The sequence below is a fragment of the Sphingopyxis sp. JAI108 genome (assembly GCF_013410105.1).
Taxonomy (GTDB): Bacteria; Pseudomonadota; Alphaproteobacteria; order Sphingomonadales; family Sphingomonadaceae; genus Sphingopyxis; species Sphingopyxis chilensis.
The window spans coordinates 1,787,802-1,806,107 of record NZ_JACCCJ010000001.1 but is presented as its reverse complement, the minus strand read 5'-3'; the positions used below and the strand labels follow the sequence as shown (position 1 = coordinate 1,806,107).

General features: G+C 64.8%; 19 protein-coding genes. 8 read left to right on the top strand and 11 right to left on the bottom strand.

Going from position 1 to position 18,306, the window contains the following annotated elements:
• Nucleotides 1-3: 3 nt before the first annotated feature.
• The 3 genes from HDC29_RS08775 to HDC29_RS08765 are packed head-to-tail and all read left to right on the top strand — an operon-like array spanning nt 4 to nt 1,276.
• Nucleotides 4-768: an MBL fold metallo-hydrolase gene (locus tag HDC29_RS08775; protein ID WP_179497400.1), complete on the top strand. Its 765-nt coding sequence runs from the start codon at nt 4-6 to the stop codon at nt 766-768.
• A complete protein-coding gene (locus HDC29_RS08770) occupies nt 765-941 on the top strand; it encodes a hypothetical protein (RefSeq protein ID WP_179496247.1) in 177 nt (58 codons plus the stop codon). Before HDC29_RS08775 ends, HDC29_RS08770 begins: the two co-directional genes overlap by 4 nt.
• The gene (locus HDC29_RS08765; RefSeq protein ID WP_257018127.1) at nt 881-1,276 is read left to right on the top strand and encodes a YciI family protein; all 396 of its coding nucleotides are present in this window, start codon (nt 881-883) and stop codon (nt 1,274-1,276) included. Before HDC29_RS08770 ends, HDC29_RS08765 begins: the two co-directional genes overlap by 61 nt.
• Before the next feature lie 79 nt (nt 1,277-1,355).
• On the opposite strand, the gene HDC29_RS08760 is transcribed toward HDC29_RS08765, so the two are convergent.
• Nucleotides 1,356-2,204, bottom strand: coding sequence for a hypothetical protein (locus HDC29_RS08760; RefSeq protein ID WP_179496245.1), 849 nt, complete (start codon nt 2,202-2,204; stop codon nt 1,356-1,358).
• 92 nt (nt 2,205-2,296) lie between these two features.
• On the bottom strand, nt 2,297-3,565 hold the full coding sequence (locus HDC29_RS08755; RefSeq protein ID WP_179496243.1) for a S8 family serine peptidase: 1,269 nt from the start codon (nt 3,563-3,565) through the stop codon (nt 2,297-2,299).
• A gap of 123 nt (nt 3,566-3,688) precedes the next feature.
• Here HDC29_RS08755 and HDC29_RS08750 point away from each other — a divergent pair, with 123 nt between their 5' ends.
• The 3 genes from HDC29_RS08750 to mazG all read left to right on the top strand — a co-directional run bounded on the left by HDC29_RS08750 (nt 3,689) and on the right by mazG (nt 5,842).
• Entirely contained in the window at nt 3,689-4,177 is a 489-nt protein-coding gene (locus HDC29_RS08750; protein ID WP_179497397.1) for an RNA polymerase sigma factor, read from the top strand.
• Nucleotides 4,174-4,887: an anti-sigma factor gene (locus HDC29_RS08745; RefSeq protein WP_179496241.1), complete on the top strand. Its 714-nt coding sequence runs from the start codon at nt 4,174-4,176 to the stop codon at nt 4,885-4,887. The genes HDC29_RS08750 and HDC29_RS08745 overlap by 4 nt, the downstream gene beginning before the upstream one ends.
• A gap of 181 nt (nt 4,888-5,068) precedes the next feature.
• Nucleotides 5,069-5,842: a nucleoside triphosphate pyrophosphohydrolase gene (mazG, locus tag HDC29_RS08740; protein WP_179496239.1), complete on the top strand. Its 774-nt coding sequence runs from the start codon at nt 5,069-5,071 to the stop codon at nt 5,840-5,842.
• Here the strand turns inward: mazG and hflX are convergent.
• From hflX to dusB, 7 genes are all read right to left on the bottom strand, one after another.
• On the bottom strand, nt 5,820-7,121 hold the full coding sequence (hflX, locus tag HDC29_RS08735; protein WP_373562776.1) for a GTPase HflX: 1,302 nt from the start codon (nt 7,119-7,121) through the stop codon (nt 5,820-5,822). The genes mazG and hflX overlap by 23 nt on opposite strands.
• Before the next feature lie 59 nt (nt 7,122-7,180).
• Entirely contained in the window at nt 7,181-7,744 is a 564-nt protein-coding gene (gene hfq / locus HDC29_RS08730; RefSeq protein ID WP_257018126.1) for an RNA chaperone Hfq, read from the bottom strand.
• A gap of 58 nt (nt 7,745-7,802) precedes the next feature.
• Nucleotides 7,803-9,182, bottom strand: a complete 1,380-nt coding sequence (locus HDC29_RS08725; RefSeq protein ID WP_179496237.1) for a sigma-54 dependent transcriptional regulator — start codon at nt 9,180-9,182, stop codon at nt 7,803-7,805.
• Entirely contained in the window at nt 9,172-11,433 is a 2,262-nt protein-coding gene (locus HDC29_RS08720; protein ID WP_257018125.1) for an ATP-binding protein, read from the bottom strand. Before HDC29_RS08720 ends, HDC29_RS08725 begins: the two co-directional genes overlap by 11 nt.
• Nucleotides 11,434-11,556: 123 nt before the next feature.
• Complete coding sequence (locus HDC29_RS08715) at nt 11,557-12,975, bottom strand: sigma-54 dependent transcriptional regulator (RefSeq protein ID WP_179496233.1); 1,419 nt, start codon at nt 12,973-12,975, stop codon at nt 11,557-11,559.
• Complete coding sequence (locus HDC29_RS08710; RefSeq protein WP_179496231.1) at nt 12,972-14,063, bottom strand: nitrogen regulation protein NR(II); 1,092 nt, start codon at nt 14,061-14,063, stop codon at nt 12,972-12,974. Before HDC29_RS08710 ends, HDC29_RS08715 begins: the two co-directional genes overlap by 4 nt.
• Nucleotides 14,060-15,058, bottom strand: a complete 999-nt coding sequence (dusB, locus tag HDC29_RS08705) for a tRNA dihydrouridine synthase DusB (RefSeq protein WP_179496229.1) — start codon at nt 15,056-15,058, stop codon at nt 14,060-14,062. The genes HDC29_RS08710 and dusB overlap by 4 nt, the downstream gene beginning before the upstream one ends.
• Before the next feature lie 96 nt (nt 15,059-15,154).
• Here dusB and ispF point away from each other — a divergent pair, with 96 nt between their 5' ends.
• Both ispF and HDC29_RS08695 read left to right on the top strand, forming a co-directional pair.
• Entirely contained in the window at nt 15,155-16,333 is a 1,179-nt protein-coding gene (gene ispF, locus HDC29_RS08700; protein ID WP_179496227.1) for a 2-C-methyl-D-erythritol 2,4-cyclodiphosphate synthase, read from the top strand.
• 3 nt (nt 16,334-16,336) lie between these two features.
• Nucleotides 16,337-16,894, top strand: a complete 558-nt coding sequence (locus HDC29_RS08695) for a CinA family protein (RefSeq protein ID WP_179496225.1) — start codon at nt 16,337-16,339, stop codon at nt 16,892-16,894.
• Here HDC29_RS08695 and HDC29_RS08690 read toward each other — a convergent pair.
• Together HDC29_RS08690 and lipA are read right to left on the bottom strand one after the other, a co-directional pair.
• The gene (locus HDC29_RS08690; protein ID WP_179496223.1) at nt 16,837-17,316 is read right to left on the bottom strand and encodes a type II toxin-antitoxin system RatA family toxin; all 480 of its coding nucleotides are present in this window, start codon (nt 17,314-17,316) and stop codon (nt 16,837-16,839) included. The genes HDC29_RS08695 and HDC29_RS08690 overlap by 58 nt on opposite strands.
• Nucleotides 17,317-18,264, bottom strand: coding sequence for a lipoyl synthase (gene lipA / locus HDC29_RS08685; protein WP_179497391.1), 948 nt, complete (start codon nt 18,262-18,264; stop codon nt 17,317-17,319).
• Between the last annotated feature and the right edge of the window lie 42 nt (nt 18,265-18,306).

Sequence of the window (18,306 nt, the reverse complement as noted above, 5' to 3'; positions counted from 1 at the left end):
CCCATGAAGCTCAGGATCCTGGGCTGCGGGACTTCTTCGGGCGTGCCGCGGATCGGCAACGACTGGGGACAGTGCGACCCCGACAATCCGCGAAACTTGCGCAGCCGTGCATCGATCATGATATCGCTGGGCGGCTTCCGCATTCTCGTCGATACGAGCCCCGACATGCGCCTGCAGCTGCTCGACGCGGGTGTCGGGGAGATCGACGCCGTCATCTGGACGCACGAGCATGCCGATCACACTCACGGTCTCGACGATCTGCGTCAGGTCATGCACCTGCGCCGCTCGGCGGTGCCGGTCTATGCGCGCGATCACGTGCTCGACATATTGAAATGGCGTTTCACCTACGCCTTTGCCGGCAATGCGGGATATCCGGCATCGGTCGATCCGATCGATCTCCAGGACCACCAGTCGATCGGCCCGATCGAGGTGTCGGCCATCGAAATGCCGCACGGGCCGATCAAGGCGAGCGGCCTGATCTTCAGCGACGGTGCGCACAAGATCGCATATGCCACTGATTTTTCGAAGTTTACGGACGAGATGGTCGATTTTTTTCAAGGCGTCGACCTGTTCGTGATTGATGCGTTACGCCGGTATCCCCACCCGACACATCCGCACCTTCAGATGACGCTGGAGGGGCTGGCGAAGGTCGGCAACCCGCGCGCGATCATCACGCATATGGATAATACCATGGATTATGAAGATCTTGCGGCCGAATTGCCCACTGGGATAGAACCGGGCTATGACGGGTTGGAGGTTCAGCTATGAATGGTGATACCGTCGTTCAGACGCTGTGGTTCGCGGGCGCGTTCACATTGGTCCTAAGCTCGCTACTCGCCCGGCGGTTGCCCATGGCCGACTGGCTCAAGATGGCGCTCGCATGGGTCGCGATCTTCGGGCTTGTATTTCTCGTGATCCGGACATGGCAGATGATGGCATGACGAAATATCTGATTTCTTTCCCGAGTGAGGCCATGATGGTCACCGACGAAGAACTGCCCGAAGTGTCCGCCGCCGCCCACGCGGTGATCGAGGAAGCCAAGGCGGCCGGCGTATATGTGTTCGGCGGCGGAATCGACGAGCAGGTCGAGCCGGTGCTGGTCTCCAGCGAAGGATTGGTATCGACGCAAATCTATCCGGGCAGTCGCATCAAGGGCGGGTTCGCGGTGCTCGAATTGCCGACCCGCAGGGAGGCTGTCGAATGGGCGAGGAAAATCGCGGTCGCTTGCCGGTGTTCGCAAGAGCTTCGCGAGTTCATGTACGATCCCGCGAGCTGAGAATAGGGGCGGGCCGCACGGCGGCCCGCCCAGTCGTCGATCGGCGTCATTGGGGTCATCGCCGATCGCCCCATTTGCCTTACTCGCCGGTTTGCTGCTGCTCGGCCGCTTTCTTCAGCTGGCCCTTGGTCATCCCGGTCACGAGCACGTCGCCCGAGCCGGCGAAGCTGGCGGCGGGAAGGGTCGCTACCCGGTCCCCGACCTCGACCGTCACGGCCTGGACGACCCCGCTGCCGGTCTGGCGCAGTTCCTGGACATAACCGATCACCTTGCCGCGCGGATCGGTGACGGGCATGCCCGGCGCGATGGCGAACATGCCGTTGCCGGTGGCGGCGCCGCTGCCCGCGGCTGCGAGCTGGCCCAGGCTACCCTGGAAGCTGCCCGCGATCGAACCGGCGGCGGCGGCGCTGCCTGAGACGTCCGACAGCGCGCCATTGGTCCGATCGCGGACAGTCCCGACCGCACCGCGCGCGGTGCCGGTTGCGGTCGAAGCGGTGTCACGGGCGGTGCCGACAACGCCGCGGGCCGTCTGGCCGACGAAATCGGTGCCGACGGCCTGCGCGTCGAGGCTGCCGCTACCCGATGCGGAGCCCGCGCCGCTGGCGTTGCCGCCGACCGTGCGACCAAGCAGGTTCGCGTCGCCATTGGCTGAACCCTTGCCATTCGCATCGGCGCGACCCTTGCCTTGAACTCGACCCGAGCGGCGATCGACATCGGCTTCGCCGCGGCCCGATCCGGTGATATCGCCCGCTGTGCCAAGCGTCCCGCCGATCGGCCCGGTGGGATTGCCGAGCGTGCCGCCGAGCGTGCCGCCCAAGCCGCCACTCAGTCCGCCATTACCGCCGAGCAACTGCGCCGAAGCGGGGGCCGAAAATGCCATGCTCGACACGGCGAGCGCGAGAGCCGGCGTGAAAATACGATGTGCCATTATCCTTCTCCTTCGTCTTGCGGCCCGGAGGGGAGGGCCTGAAGGAAGAACGATGGCGGGTTCGAATTTCTTCCGAAATTATTCGAAACCGGTCAGCGACGGCCGCAATCTCCGCAAATGAGCCCGTGACCGTAAATCTTATCGCGGCCCTTCTTGCCGAGATCGCGGGCTTCGAAAACCAGCGCGGATACCGCCGGCCCGATCCGGTCGATCGCCGGTGCCGGGTAGCGAAGGGCAAGGCGTCCGCCGACGAGCGGCGCGGCGAATGAGGTGCCACGCAGGCGGTCGGTCGTATCGACGTCGGTCGCGGCAAGCACGGCATCGCCCGGCGCAGCGAAGTCGATGTGTTGCGTCCGGCCCGCCTCGGGCAAGACGCGATTCCTTGCATCGACGCCGGTCACCGCAAACACGCCCTTATAGGAAGCGGGATAGGCGGGCGGAGCGGCCGGGCCGTCGTTGCCGACCGCGGCGACGATCAACATGCCGCGCTGCTGCGCGCGCGATACGGCGCTCGCCAGCAGCTTGTTGTCGGGCCCGACAAGGCTGATCGTCGTCACCGCGGCGCCGCGCTGTACCAACCAGCCCAGTGCGCGCGCAATGGCGCTTGCGTTCCCACCCGCCGGATCGGTGCCATAGACGTCGGCCGCCAGGAGCCGCTGCCCGGAAGCCGCCCCCCGAACCGATCCGCTGCCGATGAGCAGCGATGCCACGGCGGTGCCGTGGCGGCTGGCGTAAGGCGCACCAGCCGCGAAGCCGCGCTGCTCGACGCGACCGGCGACCGACGGATGCGCAGCAACCCCGCCGTCGATCAATCCGAGCCGGGCTTGGCCGGGCGTCGCCGCCATCGCCAATGCCGTGGCCGAAAGAGTCCCACCGGGACCGCTTGTGAAATAGATATGATCGGCATCGACTTCGGCCTCGGGCAGAAGCTTGGAAAGCTTCTTTTGCGCGCGAGCGAGGCTGTTCCCTTCAGGAACCGCAAAGCGAGCTATGTCGAGGTCGATGCCTTCGACAAGCTCGCGGTCGATCAGCCGGAACCCTTCCTTGGCCGCGCGCGCGATCATCGCTTCGTCGACACCCGTTGCCACGACTATGCCGCGCACTGCGGGCTGGCCGTCGCGGTCGGGTTCGATGCGGTCGCGATTGTCCCGGAGCAGCGCGGCGATCCGGTCGATTCGCAACTGCGCGAGCGTATTGCGCACAGCGACGAGCGGCTCGCTGCTGATGTCCGGCAGCGAGGGCAGGGTGCGCGCGGCATCGGGAAGCTGGACCGGTGGCAATGCGATCTGGGCATCGGCATGCGCAGCGATCCCGGCGGAGAGAAGCGAGAGCATCATGGGCAGGGCGATCAAGGCGCGCATTGAAACTCCTCATATCGGCGGGGGCGAAGGCGGCGAACCAGCCGCGCCCGAAAAATTTAGCATGCCATGGAAGAAACGATAGAGTGGCGTCGTTTCTTCCTCAGACACAGCGAAAAGGCGAATATGCGCTTCGAAGAGGAACTGGTCGAATTATTGCCGCGCCTGCGCCGGTTCGCGCGCGGATTGGCGCGCCATCAGAGCGATGCCGACGATTTGTGCCAGGCCGCGATCGAACGCGCGCTGAAATCGCGCGATCAATGGCAACAAGGAACGAGACTGGACAGCTGGATGTACCGCATCACCCGCAATCTCTGGATCGACGAACGCCGCGCCGCGGGCCGGCGCGGTGTTCATGCGCCAATCGACGACGCAGTCACACAGGTCGCGGGCGAGGGCGCCTCCGAGGTCGAGGCAGGGGCGCTCCGTGGCGATGTCGACGGCGCAATGGCCCGGCTTCCCGACGAACAGCGCGAAGTCGTGATGCTCGTGCTTGTCGAAGGCTATGCCTATCGCGAAGCCGCGGAGATGCTCGATGTGGCGGTCGGTACCGTGACCTCGCGCCTTGCGCGGGGGCGCGAAGCCCTGATGTTCTATCTTGGAGAAGCGGCATGAGCTTTGATCCCGCCACCGTCGCTGCTTTTGTCGACGGCGAACTCGACGATCTGACCGCACGCCGGATTGAGCGCGAGGCAGCCAACGATGCAGCACTCGCGGCGGAGATCGCACGCCATCGCGCGCTCAAAGCGCGGCTGACCGGGCATTATGCTCCCATTGCGGAAGAGGCCGTTCCCGAACGACTCCGGTCGCTGCTCGCGGTTGATGACAAGGTCGATACGAGCTTGGCCGATCGCCGCAGCGTCAGAGGCGCGCGCTTCACATACTTCAGCGGCGTTCATTGGAGCGCCATTGCGGCTTCGCTGGTGCTCGGCCTGACAATCGGACTGCGCCCTTGGGCGCCGGCCGCCGATGTGACAATCGACAACGGCGCTCTGGTCGCGGCGGGATCGCTCGCCGCAGCGCTCGATACACAGCTCGCGTCGAGCCAGCGTGACGATGCCCCGATCCGTATCGTGCTCAGTTTCGAGGACAATACCGGTCGCTATTGCCGCAGCTTCGAAAGCCGTCCGGTCAATGGAATCGGTTGCCGCGAGGATGGTCGATGGCAGATCGAAAGGACGCTTCCGGGCCAAGCCCGCGGCGATTACCGGCAAGCCTCATCGGGCGAACTTGCTGGCGCGGCAGCGGCCATGATGAAACGCGATCCACTTGATGCTCAGAGCGAACGAGCGGCGCGGGACGCGGGATGGACAAATCCCCGATAGGATTTGTCGGAGAGTCTTGGGAACTGGAACTCGCCAAAACAGGTCCACTGGGCTTTACTGCCGCATAGAGCGATCTTAGACGCGCAATATGACGTTTCTGCAATTTGGTGAGTGGAAGTCGGTCTGCCAAACGCGGGGACCATTCTATGATTTAACATAATATATATTATCGGATAAACATATGCCTGACACGGCAAACCAATCCCCCATCGACCGTCTGCTCGGAATCATGCGCCAGCTCCGCAATCCGGACGGCGGTTGCGAATGGGATCTCGCGCAAAACTTCTCGACGATTGCACCTTATACGATCGAGGAAGCCTATGAGGTTTCCGACGCGATCGCCGGCGGCGATCCTGCCGCGATCCGCGACGAACTCGGCGACCTTCTGCTCCAGGTCGTGTTCCATAGCCAGATCGCGACCGACGACGGCCTTTTCGGCTTCGACGACGTCGCCGATGCGATCAGCGACAAGATGGAACGCCGCCATCCGCACATCTTCGGCAACGGCGAGACCGACGATGTCCGCAAGCAATGGGAAGCAATCAAGGCCGATGAACGCGCCGCCGAAGGGCCAAGTGGTGCGTTGGCAGGTGTCGCGCTGTCGCTACCCGCCTTGCTCCGCGCCCAAAAGCTGCAAGGCCGCGCCGCGCGCGTCGGTTTCGACTGGCCCGACGTCGACGGTCCACGCGACAAGATCGCCGAAGAATTGGCCGAGGTGGCGAATGCAGCGAACGAAGCCGAGCGCCACGAGGAAGTCGGCGACCTTTTGTTCGCGGTCGTAAACTATGCACGCAAGCTGGGCGTCGATGCGGAAAGCGCGCTACGCGACGCCAATCTGAAATTCGCCCGACGCTTTGCGGCGATGGAAGATCGGGCCGGCGGGAGCATCGCAGACCTGTCGCTTGATGCGCAAGAAGATCACTGGCTGGCGGTCAAGGCGTCGGAGCGTCGTTAGGATCTTTCCGGGCCGGCCATAGCCGTTCGAACCGCGCGCGATCCGCGGGATCGAGCCGTACGGTCAGGACGTGCCCCTCGCCCTCCGGCTCATCGGAGAGCACCTCGCCGCGGGCGTGCAGCCAAGCCATTGCCTCGCCCTGCTCATAGTCAAGATAGATGCGCTGCACCTGATGCCGCGCGGTTAATTGCGACGCCATGAGGATGCGCGCGGTCTCGACGCCTTCGCCCGTCACGGCCGAAATGATTGCGACGTCGGGACGCCGCGCCGCCATTTCTTCGATCGTCGCGCGGCGATCGACGTCCGCGGTGTCCATCTTGTTCCATATTTCGATCTGGGGGATCGCCGCCGGAGCATCCCCCTCCGCGCCATCCTGCGGACCGTTGGCGCCGAGCGAATTCAGAATCGCGCGCACATCCTCATATTGCGCCTCGCTGTCGGGATGCACGATATCGCGCACATGGACGATCAGATCGGCGGTCGTGACCTCTTCCAGCGTCGCACGGAAGGCGGCGACGAGTTCGGTCGGCAGATCGGACACGAAACCCACGGTGTCGGACAGGATCGCCTTGTCGATGCCGGGCAACCGGATTTCGCGCATCGTCGGATCGAGCGTGGCGAAAAGCATATCTTCCGCCATGACGTCACTCCCCGTCAACCTGTTGAAGAAAGTCGATTTTCCGGCGTTTGTATAGCCGACGAGCGCAATGACGGGCCATGGCGCGCGCTGGCGCTTCGACCGTTGCAGTTGGCGCGTGCGGCGCGCATCCTCGAGGCTGCGCCGAATCCGCGCCATCCGATTGCGGATCATCCGCCGGTCGGCTTCGATCTGCGTTTCCCCGGGGCCGCCGAGGAATCCGAAGCCGCCGCGCTGACGCTCGAGATGCGTCCAGCTACGAACGAGGCGCCCTGCCTGATAATCGAGATGCGCGAGCTCGACTTGCAAACGCCCCTCAGCCGTCGCAGCGCGCTCACCGAAGATTTCGAGGATCAACCCGGTGCGGTCGATCACCTTCGTACCGAACGCCGTTTCGAGATTGCGCTGCTGGATCGGCGTGAGCGCCGCATCGACAACGACCAGCTGGACGCCCTTCGCGGCGATGTCGGGCGCGATCGCGTCGATCTGGCCGACGCCGAGAAGGGTCGCCGCCCGCGTCTGCCGCAGGCGCAACGTGTGGACGGCGACGACATCGAGCCCGATCGCAAGCGCGAGTCCCTTCGCCTCCTCAGCGCGAGCGTCAAGGTCGCGCGCAAGCCGCTGGCTATGCCATTCGGGCACGATGACAAGCGCGGGTGCGCCGCGCGTTACCTCGTCTTCATTGTCGATTATCGGGTCGATCAGGTGTCGTCCGCTTCGCCGTCACCCTCGCCATTGTCGGTCAGGTTGATCGGCCCGTTCGGCTGAACGGTCGAAATCGCGTGCTTGTAGACAAGCTGCACCTGCCGCTCGCGCTCGAGCAACATGCAGAACAGGTCGAACGCGACGATATCGCCCTGCAGCATCACGCCGTTGACGAGGAACATCGTGACCGATTCGTCCGACCGGCGAACCGCGTTCAGGAAAACGTCCTGCAACGCCTTGCCCTTGCTCGCCGGCGCGTCGCGCAGATTGTCGCCGAGCAGCGACAAGTCGAAATCATGCGACGGCATCACGGTCGAGATCGCATGCTTATACACCAGCTGCGACTGCCCGTCGCGGCGGAGGAGCAATGAGAAATTGTCGAACCAGGTGATGATGCCCTGCAGCTTGACACCCTTGACCAGGAACATGGTCACCGGGGTTTTGCTCTTGCGAAGGGCGTTGAGGAAAATATCTTGGAGATTCTGGTTTTTATCGGACACATTTGCCTCCTGTTTTTGGCGGTACAACCGCGGGTACGGTGCCGGTTTTCCGGCTTTCAAGACCTTCTTCTTGAAAGCAATATGCGGCAAAGCAGGCGGAAGGTCTAGCGCAAAGCCGCTATCCCTCGCCGTCCGAACTCTCGGTAAGGCCCAAAAGTTTCAGTTTGCGGTGCAGCGCCGACCGCTCCATCCCGATGAAGGTCGCGGTGCGCGAAATATTGCCCGAAAAGCGGTTGATCTGGATGCGCAGATACTCGCGCTCGAAATTTTCGCGCGCCTCCTTCAGCGGGATCGCGGTGATCGATTCCGAATTGGGCAAGATATCGGTTCCGCCGCGGACCAGTTCGGCGGGCAGCATGTCGGCATCGATCCGCGCCAGCCGATCGCTCGGCGCAAGGATCATTACGCGTTCGATGACGTTGCGCAGTTCGCGGACATTACCCGGCCATTCATGCGCCTGGAGCGCCGCCATCGCCTCCGAACTGATCTCCGGCGGCGGAACGCGGCGGTCGGCGGCGTAGCGGCGGATATAATGATCGCAGAGGCTGGCAATATCGTCGCGCCGCTCGCGCAGCGGCGGGATATGCACGGGCACGACGTTGAGCCGATAATATAGATCCTCGCGAAACCGGTTTTCGGCGATTTCGGTCATCAGGTCGCGCGCCGACCCCGAAATGATGCGGACATCGACGCGGATCATCGTGCGGCCCCCGACACGGGCGAAGCTCTGATCGGTCAGGACGCGCAGGATCTTGCCCTGCGTGGTCAGCGGCATGTCGGCGACCTCGTCGAGGAACAGCGTGCCACCATGCGCCTGTTCGAGCAGGCCGACGCGGATCGATCCATCTTCGGCCTCCGAGCCGAACAATTCGGTTTCGACCGTTTCAGGGTCCATGCGCGCCGACGAAATGACCCGGAACGGCGCATTGTGCCTGCCGCTCCATCCGTGCAGCACGCGTGCGGCGACTTCCTTGCCGACGCCGGGCGCGCCGGTGATCAGCACGCGGCTTCCCGTTCCCGCAACGCGCTTCAGCGTGGCGCGGACATTGTTGATCGCGGCGCTGGTGCCGGTGAGCTCGTCCGACGGCCCGGCCTTTTCGCGCAGCTGTTCATATTCGAACTTCAGTCGTTCGCTTTCGGTCGCGCGCTCGACGAGGTGAAGCAGGCGCGAGGCCTCGAACGGTTTTTCGATGAAGTCGAACGCGCCGCGGCGTATCGCTGCAACCGCGGTGTCGAGCCCGCCATGACCCGAAATGACAATGATCGGCAGCGTCGGGTCGAACGCCTTGATCGCTTCGACCAGCCCAAGCCCGTCGAGACGCGAGCCCTGGAGCCAGACGTCGATCAGCGCGAGCGACGGCCGCCGCTGACGGATCGCCTCGAGCGCAGAATCACTGTCCGACGCGGTGCGCGCCTCATAACCTTCGTCTTCCATGACGCCGGCGACGAGGTCGCAAATGTCGCGTTCGTCATCGACGATCAGAATATCAAGCGCCATGATCTTCTCTGTCCTGCCGGTTGCGGATGCGCCCCGGAACCGTTTCACTCTGCCCCATATTCTGCTCCCCACCCTTCCCGGCCAGGGGCCGGAGCCGATCGGGATGGAGCGTCAGGGTCACGCATGTTCCTTGCCCCGCCGGATTGTCCGAAAACTCCAATTCGCCATAATGTTGCTCGACGATCTTCTTGACGATCGCGAGGCCCAGCCCCGTTCCGCCCTGACGTGTCGTCATATAGGGTTCGGCGATCGCGTCGCGTGCTTCGGGCAGCCCGATGCCGTCGTCGGTGACGCGAATGACGATTTCGCCCGCCGCGCCGACATCCAGCGTTGCGCCGACATGCCCCGTTGCGACTTCGTCGGAATTTTTGAATTTTTCTTCAATTGCTTCAACGGCGTTTTTGACAATGTTCGTCAAGGCTTGCGACAGGGAACGGCGATCGCAGACGAGGGGCTCGATCTCGGCCGGCGTCTTGACCGAAAAGGCAATGTCGGGTTTCGCTACCTCGAAAAGGAATACCGCCTGGCGCAGGATGTCGCGCACGTCCTCGACCCCGAAGGTCGGCTTGGGCATCCGGGCGAAGCTCGAAAATTCGTCGACCATCCGCCGCATGTCATGAACCTGCCGAATCACGGTGTCGGTGAGCTTTCGGAAGGTTGCCGCATCGCCGTCGATCTTCTCGCCGAAACGACGCTGGAGCCGCTCGGCTGCCAGTTGGATAGGGGTAAGCGGATTCTTGATCTCGTGCGCGATGCGCCGGGCGACGTCGGACCAGGCCGCGCGGCGCTGGTCGAGCAACTGCTGGGTGATGTCCTCGAAACTGAGGACGAATCCGTCGCCCTGCACCACCGCCTTGGCGGCAAGCGTCGCCGGCTCGGCATCCTTGCGCGACAGTTGCACGATCCCCTCGCGCTCGTGGCTCGTCAACAGACGCGCCAGTTCGGGCGCGACGTCGTCGAGCAAAAGACCGGTAAGGTCGTCGGCGGACGGGCCGATCAACCGCTCCGCGGCGGCGTTGGCGAGCAGAATGCGGCGATCCGCATCGACCGATACCACCGCGGAAGACACCCCGCTCAACACCGCCTCGATGAAGCTTCGCCGCGTCTCCAATTGCTCGTTGACGCTGACGAGTGCTCCCGTTTGCCCTTCCAGCTGCTCGGTCATGCGGTTGAACGCGCGGGTGAGCACCGCGATTTCATCGTCGCGCGCCGGCGGCGTCACGCGCACCGACAGGTCGCCACCCGCCGCCGTTCGCGTTGCACCGATCAGCGTCCCGAGCGGGCGCACGATGCGGTCGGCGACGACGATCGCGGCGATCACCGCGAGCGCCAGCAACAGCAACGAGCCCAGATAGAGCGCGCCGTTAAATTGCAACTGGAGCATTTGCGACCGATCGAACAGGCTGTTGTAGTCGGCCAAAACCGCACTGGCGCGCGCCGATTGCTGAAATCCCGGCACATTGGTGTCGCGCGACGCATAGACGAAGGCGCGATCGGTTCCCGGCAACCGCGCAGCGGCTTCGATACGATCGGACCTGCGCACGACGACGACATCCTCGCCCGCGTCGAGACGTGCGATCATCGCAGCACTGAGCCGGCTTGCCGCAGGCCGCTCATCGGGGTCGATCGCCGTCGCGGTCCGCGCGACGCCGTCGCGCCCTATCTCGATGATCGCGGATTCGTTCAGGCTGCGAACGACCACCTGCTGGAAATAATAATCGTTAAATCCCGGCGCATCGATCGGATATTGCTTCAAACGCGTGCCGAGGTCGGTCGCCATCGCAAAGGTGTTCGCGCCAACCTGGCGCTGATTTTCCTGATAATAGCCCTCGGCAAGGCTGGCCGCATTTTCGAACATGCCCCGCGACCGGTCGGAGAACCAGAAGTCGACGCCGAACTGGAACAATAGCGATGCAAAGATCACGACGAGCAGCGTCGGCGCGGCCGCAATCAACGAGAATAAGGCCACCAGCCGGACATGGAGGCGGCCATTCCCGCCCGCCATCGAACGCACAGCGCGCGCGCGCGCGACGCGGCTGCCGATCAGCACGATCAGCGCCATCGCCGGGACGAGGTTGACGACCATGATAGCCGCCACCAGCGCCGGGGTCAGCAATCGTTCGCTCTGCGCGTCGCCCGTGACGAAGATATATGTCGCGATCGCCACGCTGACGATGACGCCCAGCGTATAATATTCGGGCGCCCCAAAGCGCCAGAAGCCCGAACGCACTTCCTCGTCGTCCGAATCCATGTCGAATGCCAAGGATGCCGAATGCGCCATTGTTGCCGCGTTACGACAATCCTGTTGCATAGAAAACACACAATCGGCGCGAATATCGCCCAATAGCGCCGATTTCGGGATTATTGCCCGGTTTCAGGGATGCGCCGGATCGATGTCGAGCTGCCCCAGCCGCTTGCGCAGCGTGTTGCGGTTAATCCCGAGTCGCCGCGCCGCCTCGAGCTGATTGCCGCGTACATCGCGCAAGACCCGCCGGAAAAGCGCCGCCTCGACGATCGCTTCGAGCTGCTCGTGAAGGTCGCCGTCGCCCATTGCGGCCGCCATCTGCTCGCGTGCCCAGTCATCGACGGCGCGCGCGATCAGCACGGCGGGTTCGACGGCCCCGCCCCCCTCGCCATTTTCCTGGAGCACCGTCTCGACGTCGCGCACCGTCACCACGGTGTCGCGCGACAATACGGCGAGCCGCTGGACGACATTGCCGAGTTCGCGGACGTTGCCCGGCCAGTCGTAGCGTTCGAGCCATTGCATCGCCTCCGGGGCGAACTGACGGTCGGGAAGCCCCGAGCTGCGCCCCGCCTCGACAAAATGACCGACAAGGGCGGCAATATCGCTGCGGCGGTCGCGTAGTGGCGGCAGCGTGACGGGAATGACGTTGAGCCGGTAGAAAAGATCCTCCCGAAACCGGCCATCGGCGACAAGCGTTCGCATGTCGCGGTGCGTCGCGGCGATGACGCGGACGTCGGCGCGCAGCGCCTGATTACCGCCCACGGTCGAATATTCATTGCTCTGGAGCACCCGGAGCAGCCGCGTCTGCGCTTCGAGCGGCATGTCGCCGATCTCGTCGAGGAAAAGCGAGCCACCCGCCGCCTGCTCGAAACGTCCTGCATTGCGGCTGTGGGCGCCGGTGAACGCGCCCTTTTCGTGCCCGAACAGCTCCGCCTCGATCAATTCGCGCGGGATCGCGGCCATGTTGATCGCGACGAACGGTCCGTTCCGGCGCAGTCCGGTCGCGTGAATCGCGCGCGCAACGACTTCCTTGCCGGTGCCCGATTCGCCGAGAATCAACACCGCCAGATCGTTCGACGCGAGGCGGGCGATGGTACGGTAGACCGCCTGCATCGCCGGCGCGCGGCCGACCAGTCCGTGGCTGTCGGCCGGCGCCGCGGCGTCGCGCGTCGCCGGTTCGCTGCGCTTTTCAAGCGCGGCCCGGACGCTGGCGGTGAGTTCGTCGAGATCGAAAGGCTTGGGCAGATAATCGTAGCTGCCGATCCCCGTCGCGCGGACGGCGGTGTCGAGCGTATTCTGCGCCGACAGCACGATCACGGGCGTCGTGGGGTCGATGCCCGTGTGCGACAGCGAATCGATGCCGTCGCCGTCGGGCAATACGACGTCGGTGATGACCAGGTCGGGGCGATGATCGGCCAGCCAGGCGTTGCGTTCGGCCAGGCTGCCGACCGACGCGAAATGGCCGCATTCGCCGACGAGCGTTTCGCGGATGATCATCGCGATCGCCGGATCATCCTCGACAAGCAGGATCGTCTTGCCCGGATTCATGCCTTGCGTCCCTTTGGCGCGACGGGGAGATGTACGCGAAAACGCGTCCAGTCGCCGTCACGGATATGCTGGACCGTGCCGCCCATGTCGCGCGCGAGCTTGGCGACGAGTGCAAGGCCGAGCCCCCGCCCCTCGCGCTTCGTCGTGACGAAGGGATCGAACAGGTCGCCGCGGATGTCGGCGGGGACGCCGGGACCGTTGTCGCTGACGCTGACCTCGATCGGCAGCGCGATGCGCCCGCGCCCGTCGCCATTGTCGATCGACAGACCGTGCCGGTAGGCGGTCGTCAGGCGGACGACGCCGTCGTCGCGCCCGCCCAACGCCTCGCAGCCGTTGGTCAGCAGGTTGAGCAATATCTGCACCATGGCGTCATGATTGCCGTGGACGAGCGGCAGCGAAGGGTCGAAATCCTCCGCGAAGCGCACCCCCGGGAACTGGCGCGCGCGCGCGGTTTCCATCGCTTGGTGGATCGGCTGGTACAGGTTGATCGGGCTGCACGCGATCGGCTGGCCGCGCGAAAAATGCTCCATCTGGTCGATCAGCGTCGCGATCCGATCGACCTCGGAACAGATCAGTGTCGTGAAGCGCTCGCCCGCCGTATCGGTCTTGCGCGCCAGCAATTGCGCCGCACCCTTGATGCCGGCGAGCGGATTCTTGATTTCGTGCGCCAGCATCGACGCGGCGGCGCCCGCCGCGCGCCCCGAGCGGCCGATCGCGCCGCCCATCAGTTCGGCCTCGCTTTGCGCCGGAACGAGCGCGAGGATGCGATGGCCGCTGTGGCCATAGGGAACCATCTGCATGTCGACGAAGACCGACTTGCGTCCCCCCACCGATATTTCGGCGCGATGCGCGAAAAGCGCCGAGGTCGCGGCGTCGCTCATCCGCTGGCGATAACTGCGGTCCATCCGGATCACGTCATACACCACCCGCCCGACCATCGCCGAACGACTGATGTTGCACAGTTGTTCGGCGGCGGCGTTGACGAACAGGACGACCCCGCCCCGGTCGATCAGCAATGTCGGAACCGGATGCGACTGGATCAGTTCGTCATGGTCGAAGTTCGGGATGCTCGACGTGAGCGTGGTCACGCGGCGGCCCTGCTCAGGAAAGGCGTATAGAACTGCTCGAGCGCATCGAGCACGCCTTTGCTGTCGGGGATCTGGTTGACCTTGTTGCGGAACTCGGCCGAGCCGTGCAGGCCCTTGACGTACCAGCCAAGATGCTTGCGCGCCATATTGACCCCGGTCATTTCGCCATAATGGTCGATCATCGCGCGGTAATGCGATGTAATGACGTCATATTGTTCGTCGATACCGGGTTCTGGCCGTTCGGCTTCGCCGCGCAGCGCCGCCATGACCTGGCCGAGCAGCCACGGGCGGCCATAGGCGCCGCGGCCGATCATCACGCCATCGGCCCCGCTCTGCGCCAGCGCGTTCCGGGCGTCGGCGGCCGAGCAGATGTCGCCGTTGACGATGACCGGGACCGACACCGCATCCTTCACCTTGCGCACAAAGCCCCAGTCGGCCTCGCCGCGATACATCTGGTTGCGCGTGCGGCCATGGACGGTGACGAGCTTCGCCCCCAGATCCTCGGCGATATGCGCCAGTTCGGGGGCGTTCAGGCTGTCGTGGCACCAGCCCATGCGCATCTTGACCGTTACCGGCACCGAGACCGCCTCGACACAGGACTTGATCAGCGCCGCGGCGAGCTTCAGGTCGCGCATCAGCGCCGATCCGGCGTCGCCATTGGTCACCTTGCGCACCGGGCAGCCCATGTTGATGTCGATGATCGACGCGCCGCGGTCCTCGTTGAGCTTGGCCGCCTCGCCCATTTCATAGGGGGTGCAGCCGACGAGCTGCATCGACACCGGCTCTTCGACAGGGTCCCACGCCGCTTTCTGGATCGATTGGCGCGTTTCGCGGATCGCGGCCTGGCTCGCGATCATCTCGGTGACGTTGAGCCCCGAGCCATAATATCGCACGAGCTTGCGGAACGGCAGGTCGGTGACGCCGGTCATCGGCGCGAGGATCACGGGATCCGCGATGGTGATGTTGCCGATCTGAATGGGCCGGAGCGGCGCCATAAGCGGGGAGCTTTCGAATTGCCTAAAATTTAAGCAGCGCCCCTACACGCTAAGCCGCTTCCCCGCAAGCTGCGGCTGCGCTAACCGGCGCGCACGATGAACGAGTCCGCCCTCCCCCTTTCGCCGCGCGTGGCGGTCATATTGCTGGCCGGCGGGCGAGGCGCGCGTGCGGGATTCGCACGGCCGAAGCAGCTGGAGTTGCTCGGCGGCAGGACCGTGCTCGCCTGGAGCCTCGACGCCTTCGCGGCGTATCCCCGCATTTCACGCGGCGTTCTGGTCGGCGACGGCGACGTCATGGCCGCAGCCGCACCCCTTCCCGATGGCTGGATTTCCGCCGAGCCCGGACCCGAACGGCAACAGTCGGTCGCGAATGCGCTCGCGATGCTCGCTGATTGGGAGGATGGCGCGATCGTGCTCGTCCATGACGCCGCGCGCCCGGGGGTCGGCCCCGAGGTGATCGACCGGCTGCTCGACGCGCTTGGCAATGCCGACGCGGCCATTCCGACGCTGCCCGTTCCCGATACGCTGGTCGAGCAGGCCGGCGGCGTCGCGGGCGACGTCGCCGCGCGCGACAGGCTGGCGCGCGTGCAGACCCCGCAAGCGTTCCGGCTCGGCGCCCTGCGCCGCGCGCATGCCGGGGCGTCGGGGGCGAGCGCGACCGACGATGCCCAGCTCGTGCGGCAGACCGGCGTCGCCGTTGCAACCGTCGCCGGCGACGCGCGCCTCCACAAACTGACATATGCCGAAGATATGGCCATGCTCGCGGGGCTATTGGGGACAGGCACGATGATGCGAACGGCCGTCGGCATGGGATATGATGTCCACCGTCTGGTGGAGGGAAAACCGCTGTGGATCGGCGGCATAGAAATCGAGCATAGTCATGGCCTTGAAGGCCATAGCGATGCCGACGTCGCGCTCCATGCGCTGACCGACGCGATCCTCGGCGCGCTGGGCGACGGCGACATCGGCGACCATTTCCCGCCCGGCGATCCGCAATGGCGCGGCGCCGCATCGCACCGCTTTCTCGCCTTTGCTGGCGATCGCGTCGCAGCGAACGGCGGACGGATCGGGCACCTCGACCTGACTATCATCGCCGAAGAGCCCCGAATCGGCCCGCACCGCGTCGCAATTCGCGAGCGGATTGCCGAAATCCTTGCGATTCCGGTCGGACGGGTTAGTGTGAAGGCGACAACGACAGAGCGGCTGGGCTTTACTGGCCGCCGCGAGGGGATATCGGCCCAGGCCGTCGCGACCGTACAACTTCCGGAGAATTGAACCTTGCAGTCTGTCGAAGAAGCGCGCCTTTCGGCGCGCGACGAACTTGCCGCGGACGTCCTTGCCAGCAATCGCGCTGCAGGACGCAAAGTTGCCGTTGCCGAAAGCTGCACCGGCGGGATGGTCAGCGCCGCGCTGACCGACATCGCGGGCAGTTCGGACGTCTTCTCCGCCGGCTTCATCACCTATTCGGGGCATGCGAAGCAGTCGCAGCTCGACGTCAGCAGCGAAATCCTCGAAACCTTCGGCGAAGTGTCGCTCGCCACGGCCTGGGCGATGGCGGCGGGCGTGCTGGCGAACAGCGATGCCGATGTCGCGGTCGCGATCACCGGGATCGCGGGCCCGGGCGGCGGATCCGAAAAGAAGCCCGTCGGCCTTGTCGTTTTCGCGCGCGCGCTGCGCGGGCAGGATCCCGACGATTATTTCACCCAGCGCATCCAGTTCGAATCGACCGATCGCGCGACGATCCGTCATCACGCGACACTGTTTGCGCTCAGCCTGCTTCAGCCCGAAAAGGACGGGCTGCGCCCGTCGGAGGATGTCGCCCTCCCCGCGCCGTAAAGCGCGTCCGCGCGCGCCTCGAACGCGGCGATCATCTTGCGAAGCGCTTTGTCGAACATCTGGCCGGCAAGTGCCTCGAACATGCGGCTGCGGAACGAGAAGTCGACCATGAAATCGACGCGGCAACCGCCGCCCTCGGCGGGTCGGAAGTGCCATTCGTTGCTGAGATGCTTCATCGGCCCGTCGATGTAGCTGACGATGACCTCGTGCGGGCGCTGCTTGTGCACGCGGCACGAAAAGCTCTCGCGCAGGCCCTTGAAACCGACGATCATGTCGGCGACGGTTTCATGCTCGCTGTCGTCGCGGACGCGGAGCGCGACGACCCAAGGCAGGAACTCGGGATAGCGCGCGATGTCGGTGACGAGCGCGAACATCTGCTCGTCGCTGTACGGCAGCTCGCGCGTTTCGTGGTGCCGGGGCAATCAGTCCGCCTTCACGCGCGCCAGTTGCGCCTCGCGCGCGGCGCGCATCCGTTCGAAATCGTCGCCGGCGTGATAGCTGGAACGCGTGAGCGGCGATGACGCGACCTGCAGGAAGCCCTTCGCGCGCGCGATCTGCGCATAGGCGTCGAACGCCTGCGGCGTCACGAATTCCGCGACCTTGGCATGTTTGGGCGTCGGCTGGAGATATTGGCCCATCGTCATGAAATCGATGTCGGCGCTGCGCATGTCGTCCATCACCTGATGGACCTCCATCCGCTCCTCGCCAAGGCCGAGCATGATGCCCGACTTGGTGAAGATCGACGGATCGCGACGCTTGACGCTTTCGAGCAGGCGCAGCGAGGCATAATAGCGCGCGCCGGGGCGGATCGTCGGATAGAGCCGCGGCACGGTTTCGAGATTATGGTTATAGACGTCGGGGCGCGCATCGACGATCGCCGCGACGGCGCTTTCGGGCTTGTTGCGAAAGTCGGGGGTCAGGATTTCGATCGTCGTCTGCGGCGTTTCGCGGCGCAGCGCGTTGATCACCTTGACGAACTGGCTCGCGCCGCCATCGGGCAAATCGTCACGGTCGACCGAGGTGATGACGATGTGGCTGAGCCCCATCTTCGCCGCGGCGATCGCCGTATGTTCGGGCTCGAGCAGGTCGACGGGGCGCGGCATCCCGGTCTTGACGTTGCAAAAGGCGCAGGCGCGGGTGCAGGTATCGCCGAGGATCATCACCGTCGCATGCTTCTTGGTCCAGCATTCGCCGATGTTCGGACACGCCGCCTCTTCGCAAACCGTGTGCAGGTTCAGCTCGCGCATCAGCTTGCGCGTTTCGGCATAGCCGGGGCTGGTCGGCGCCTTGACGCGGATCCAGTCGGGCTTGCGCTGGCGCTGGCTGGGGGTGACGGCGGAGGCCGGTTGAGGCTGGGCGGGAGCGTTCATGCCGCCCACATAGTCGCGCACGCGCCTCTTCTCAACCTCTCT

Excerpts from the sequence above, each read along its gene's own strand:
- HDC29_RS08775 (WP_179497400.1), top strand. The coding sequence starts at position 4 with ATGAAGCTCAGGATCCTGGGCTGCGGGACTTCTTCGGGCGTGCCGCGG.
- HDC29_RS08770 (WP_179496247.1), top strand. The coding sequence starts at position 765 with ATGAATGGTGATACCGTCGTTCAGACGCTGTGGTTCGCGGGCGCGTTC.
- HDC29_RS08765 (WP_257018127.1), top strand. The coding sequence starts at position 881 with ATGGGTCGCGATCTTCGGGCTTGTATTTCTCGTGATCCGGACATGGCA.
- HDC29_RS08760 (WP_179496245.1), bottom strand. The coding sequence starts at position 2,204 with ATGGCACATCGTATTTTCACGCCGGCTCTCGCGCTCGCCGTGTCGAGC.
- HDC29_RS08755 (WP_179496243.1), bottom strand. The coding sequence starts at position 3,565 with ATGCGCGCCTTGATCGCCCTGCCCATGATGCTCTCGCTTCTCTCCGCC.
- HDC29_RS08750 (WP_179497397.1), top strand. The coding sequence starts at position 3,689 with ATGCGCTTCGAAGAGGAACTGGTCGAATTATTGCCGCGCCTGCGCCGG.
- HDC29_RS08745 (WP_179496241.1), top strand. The coding sequence starts at position 4,174 with ATGAGCTTTGATCCCGCCACCGTCGCTGCTTTTGTCGACGGCGAACTC.
- mazG (WP_179496239.1), top strand. The coding sequence starts at position 5,069 with ATGCCTGACACGGCAAACCAATCCCCCATCGACCGTCTGCTCGGAATC.
- HDC29_RS08725 (WP_179496237.1), bottom strand. The coding sequence starts at position 9,182 with ATGGCGCTTGATATTCTGATCGTCGATGACGAACGCGACATTTGCGAC.
- HDC29_RS08720 (WP_257018125.1), bottom strand. The coding sequence starts at position 11,433 with ATGGATTCGGACGACGAGGAAGTGCGTTCGGGCTTCTGGCGCTTTGGG.
- HDC29_RS08715 (WP_179496233.1), bottom strand. The coding sequence starts at position 12,975 with ATGAATCCGGGCAAGACGATCCTGCTTGTCGAGGATGATCCGGCGATC.
- dusB (WP_179496229.1), bottom strand. The coding sequence starts at position 15,058 with ATGGCGCCGCTCCGGCCCATTCAGATCGGCAACATCACCATCGCGGAT.
- ispF (WP_179496227.1), top strand. The coding sequence starts at position 15,155 with ATGAACGAGTCCGCCCTCCCCCTTTCGCCGCGCGTGGCGGTCATATTG.
- lipA (WP_179497391.1), bottom strand. The coding sequence starts at position 18,264 with ATGAACGCTCCCGCCCAGCCTCAACCGGCCTCCGCCGTCACCCCCAGC.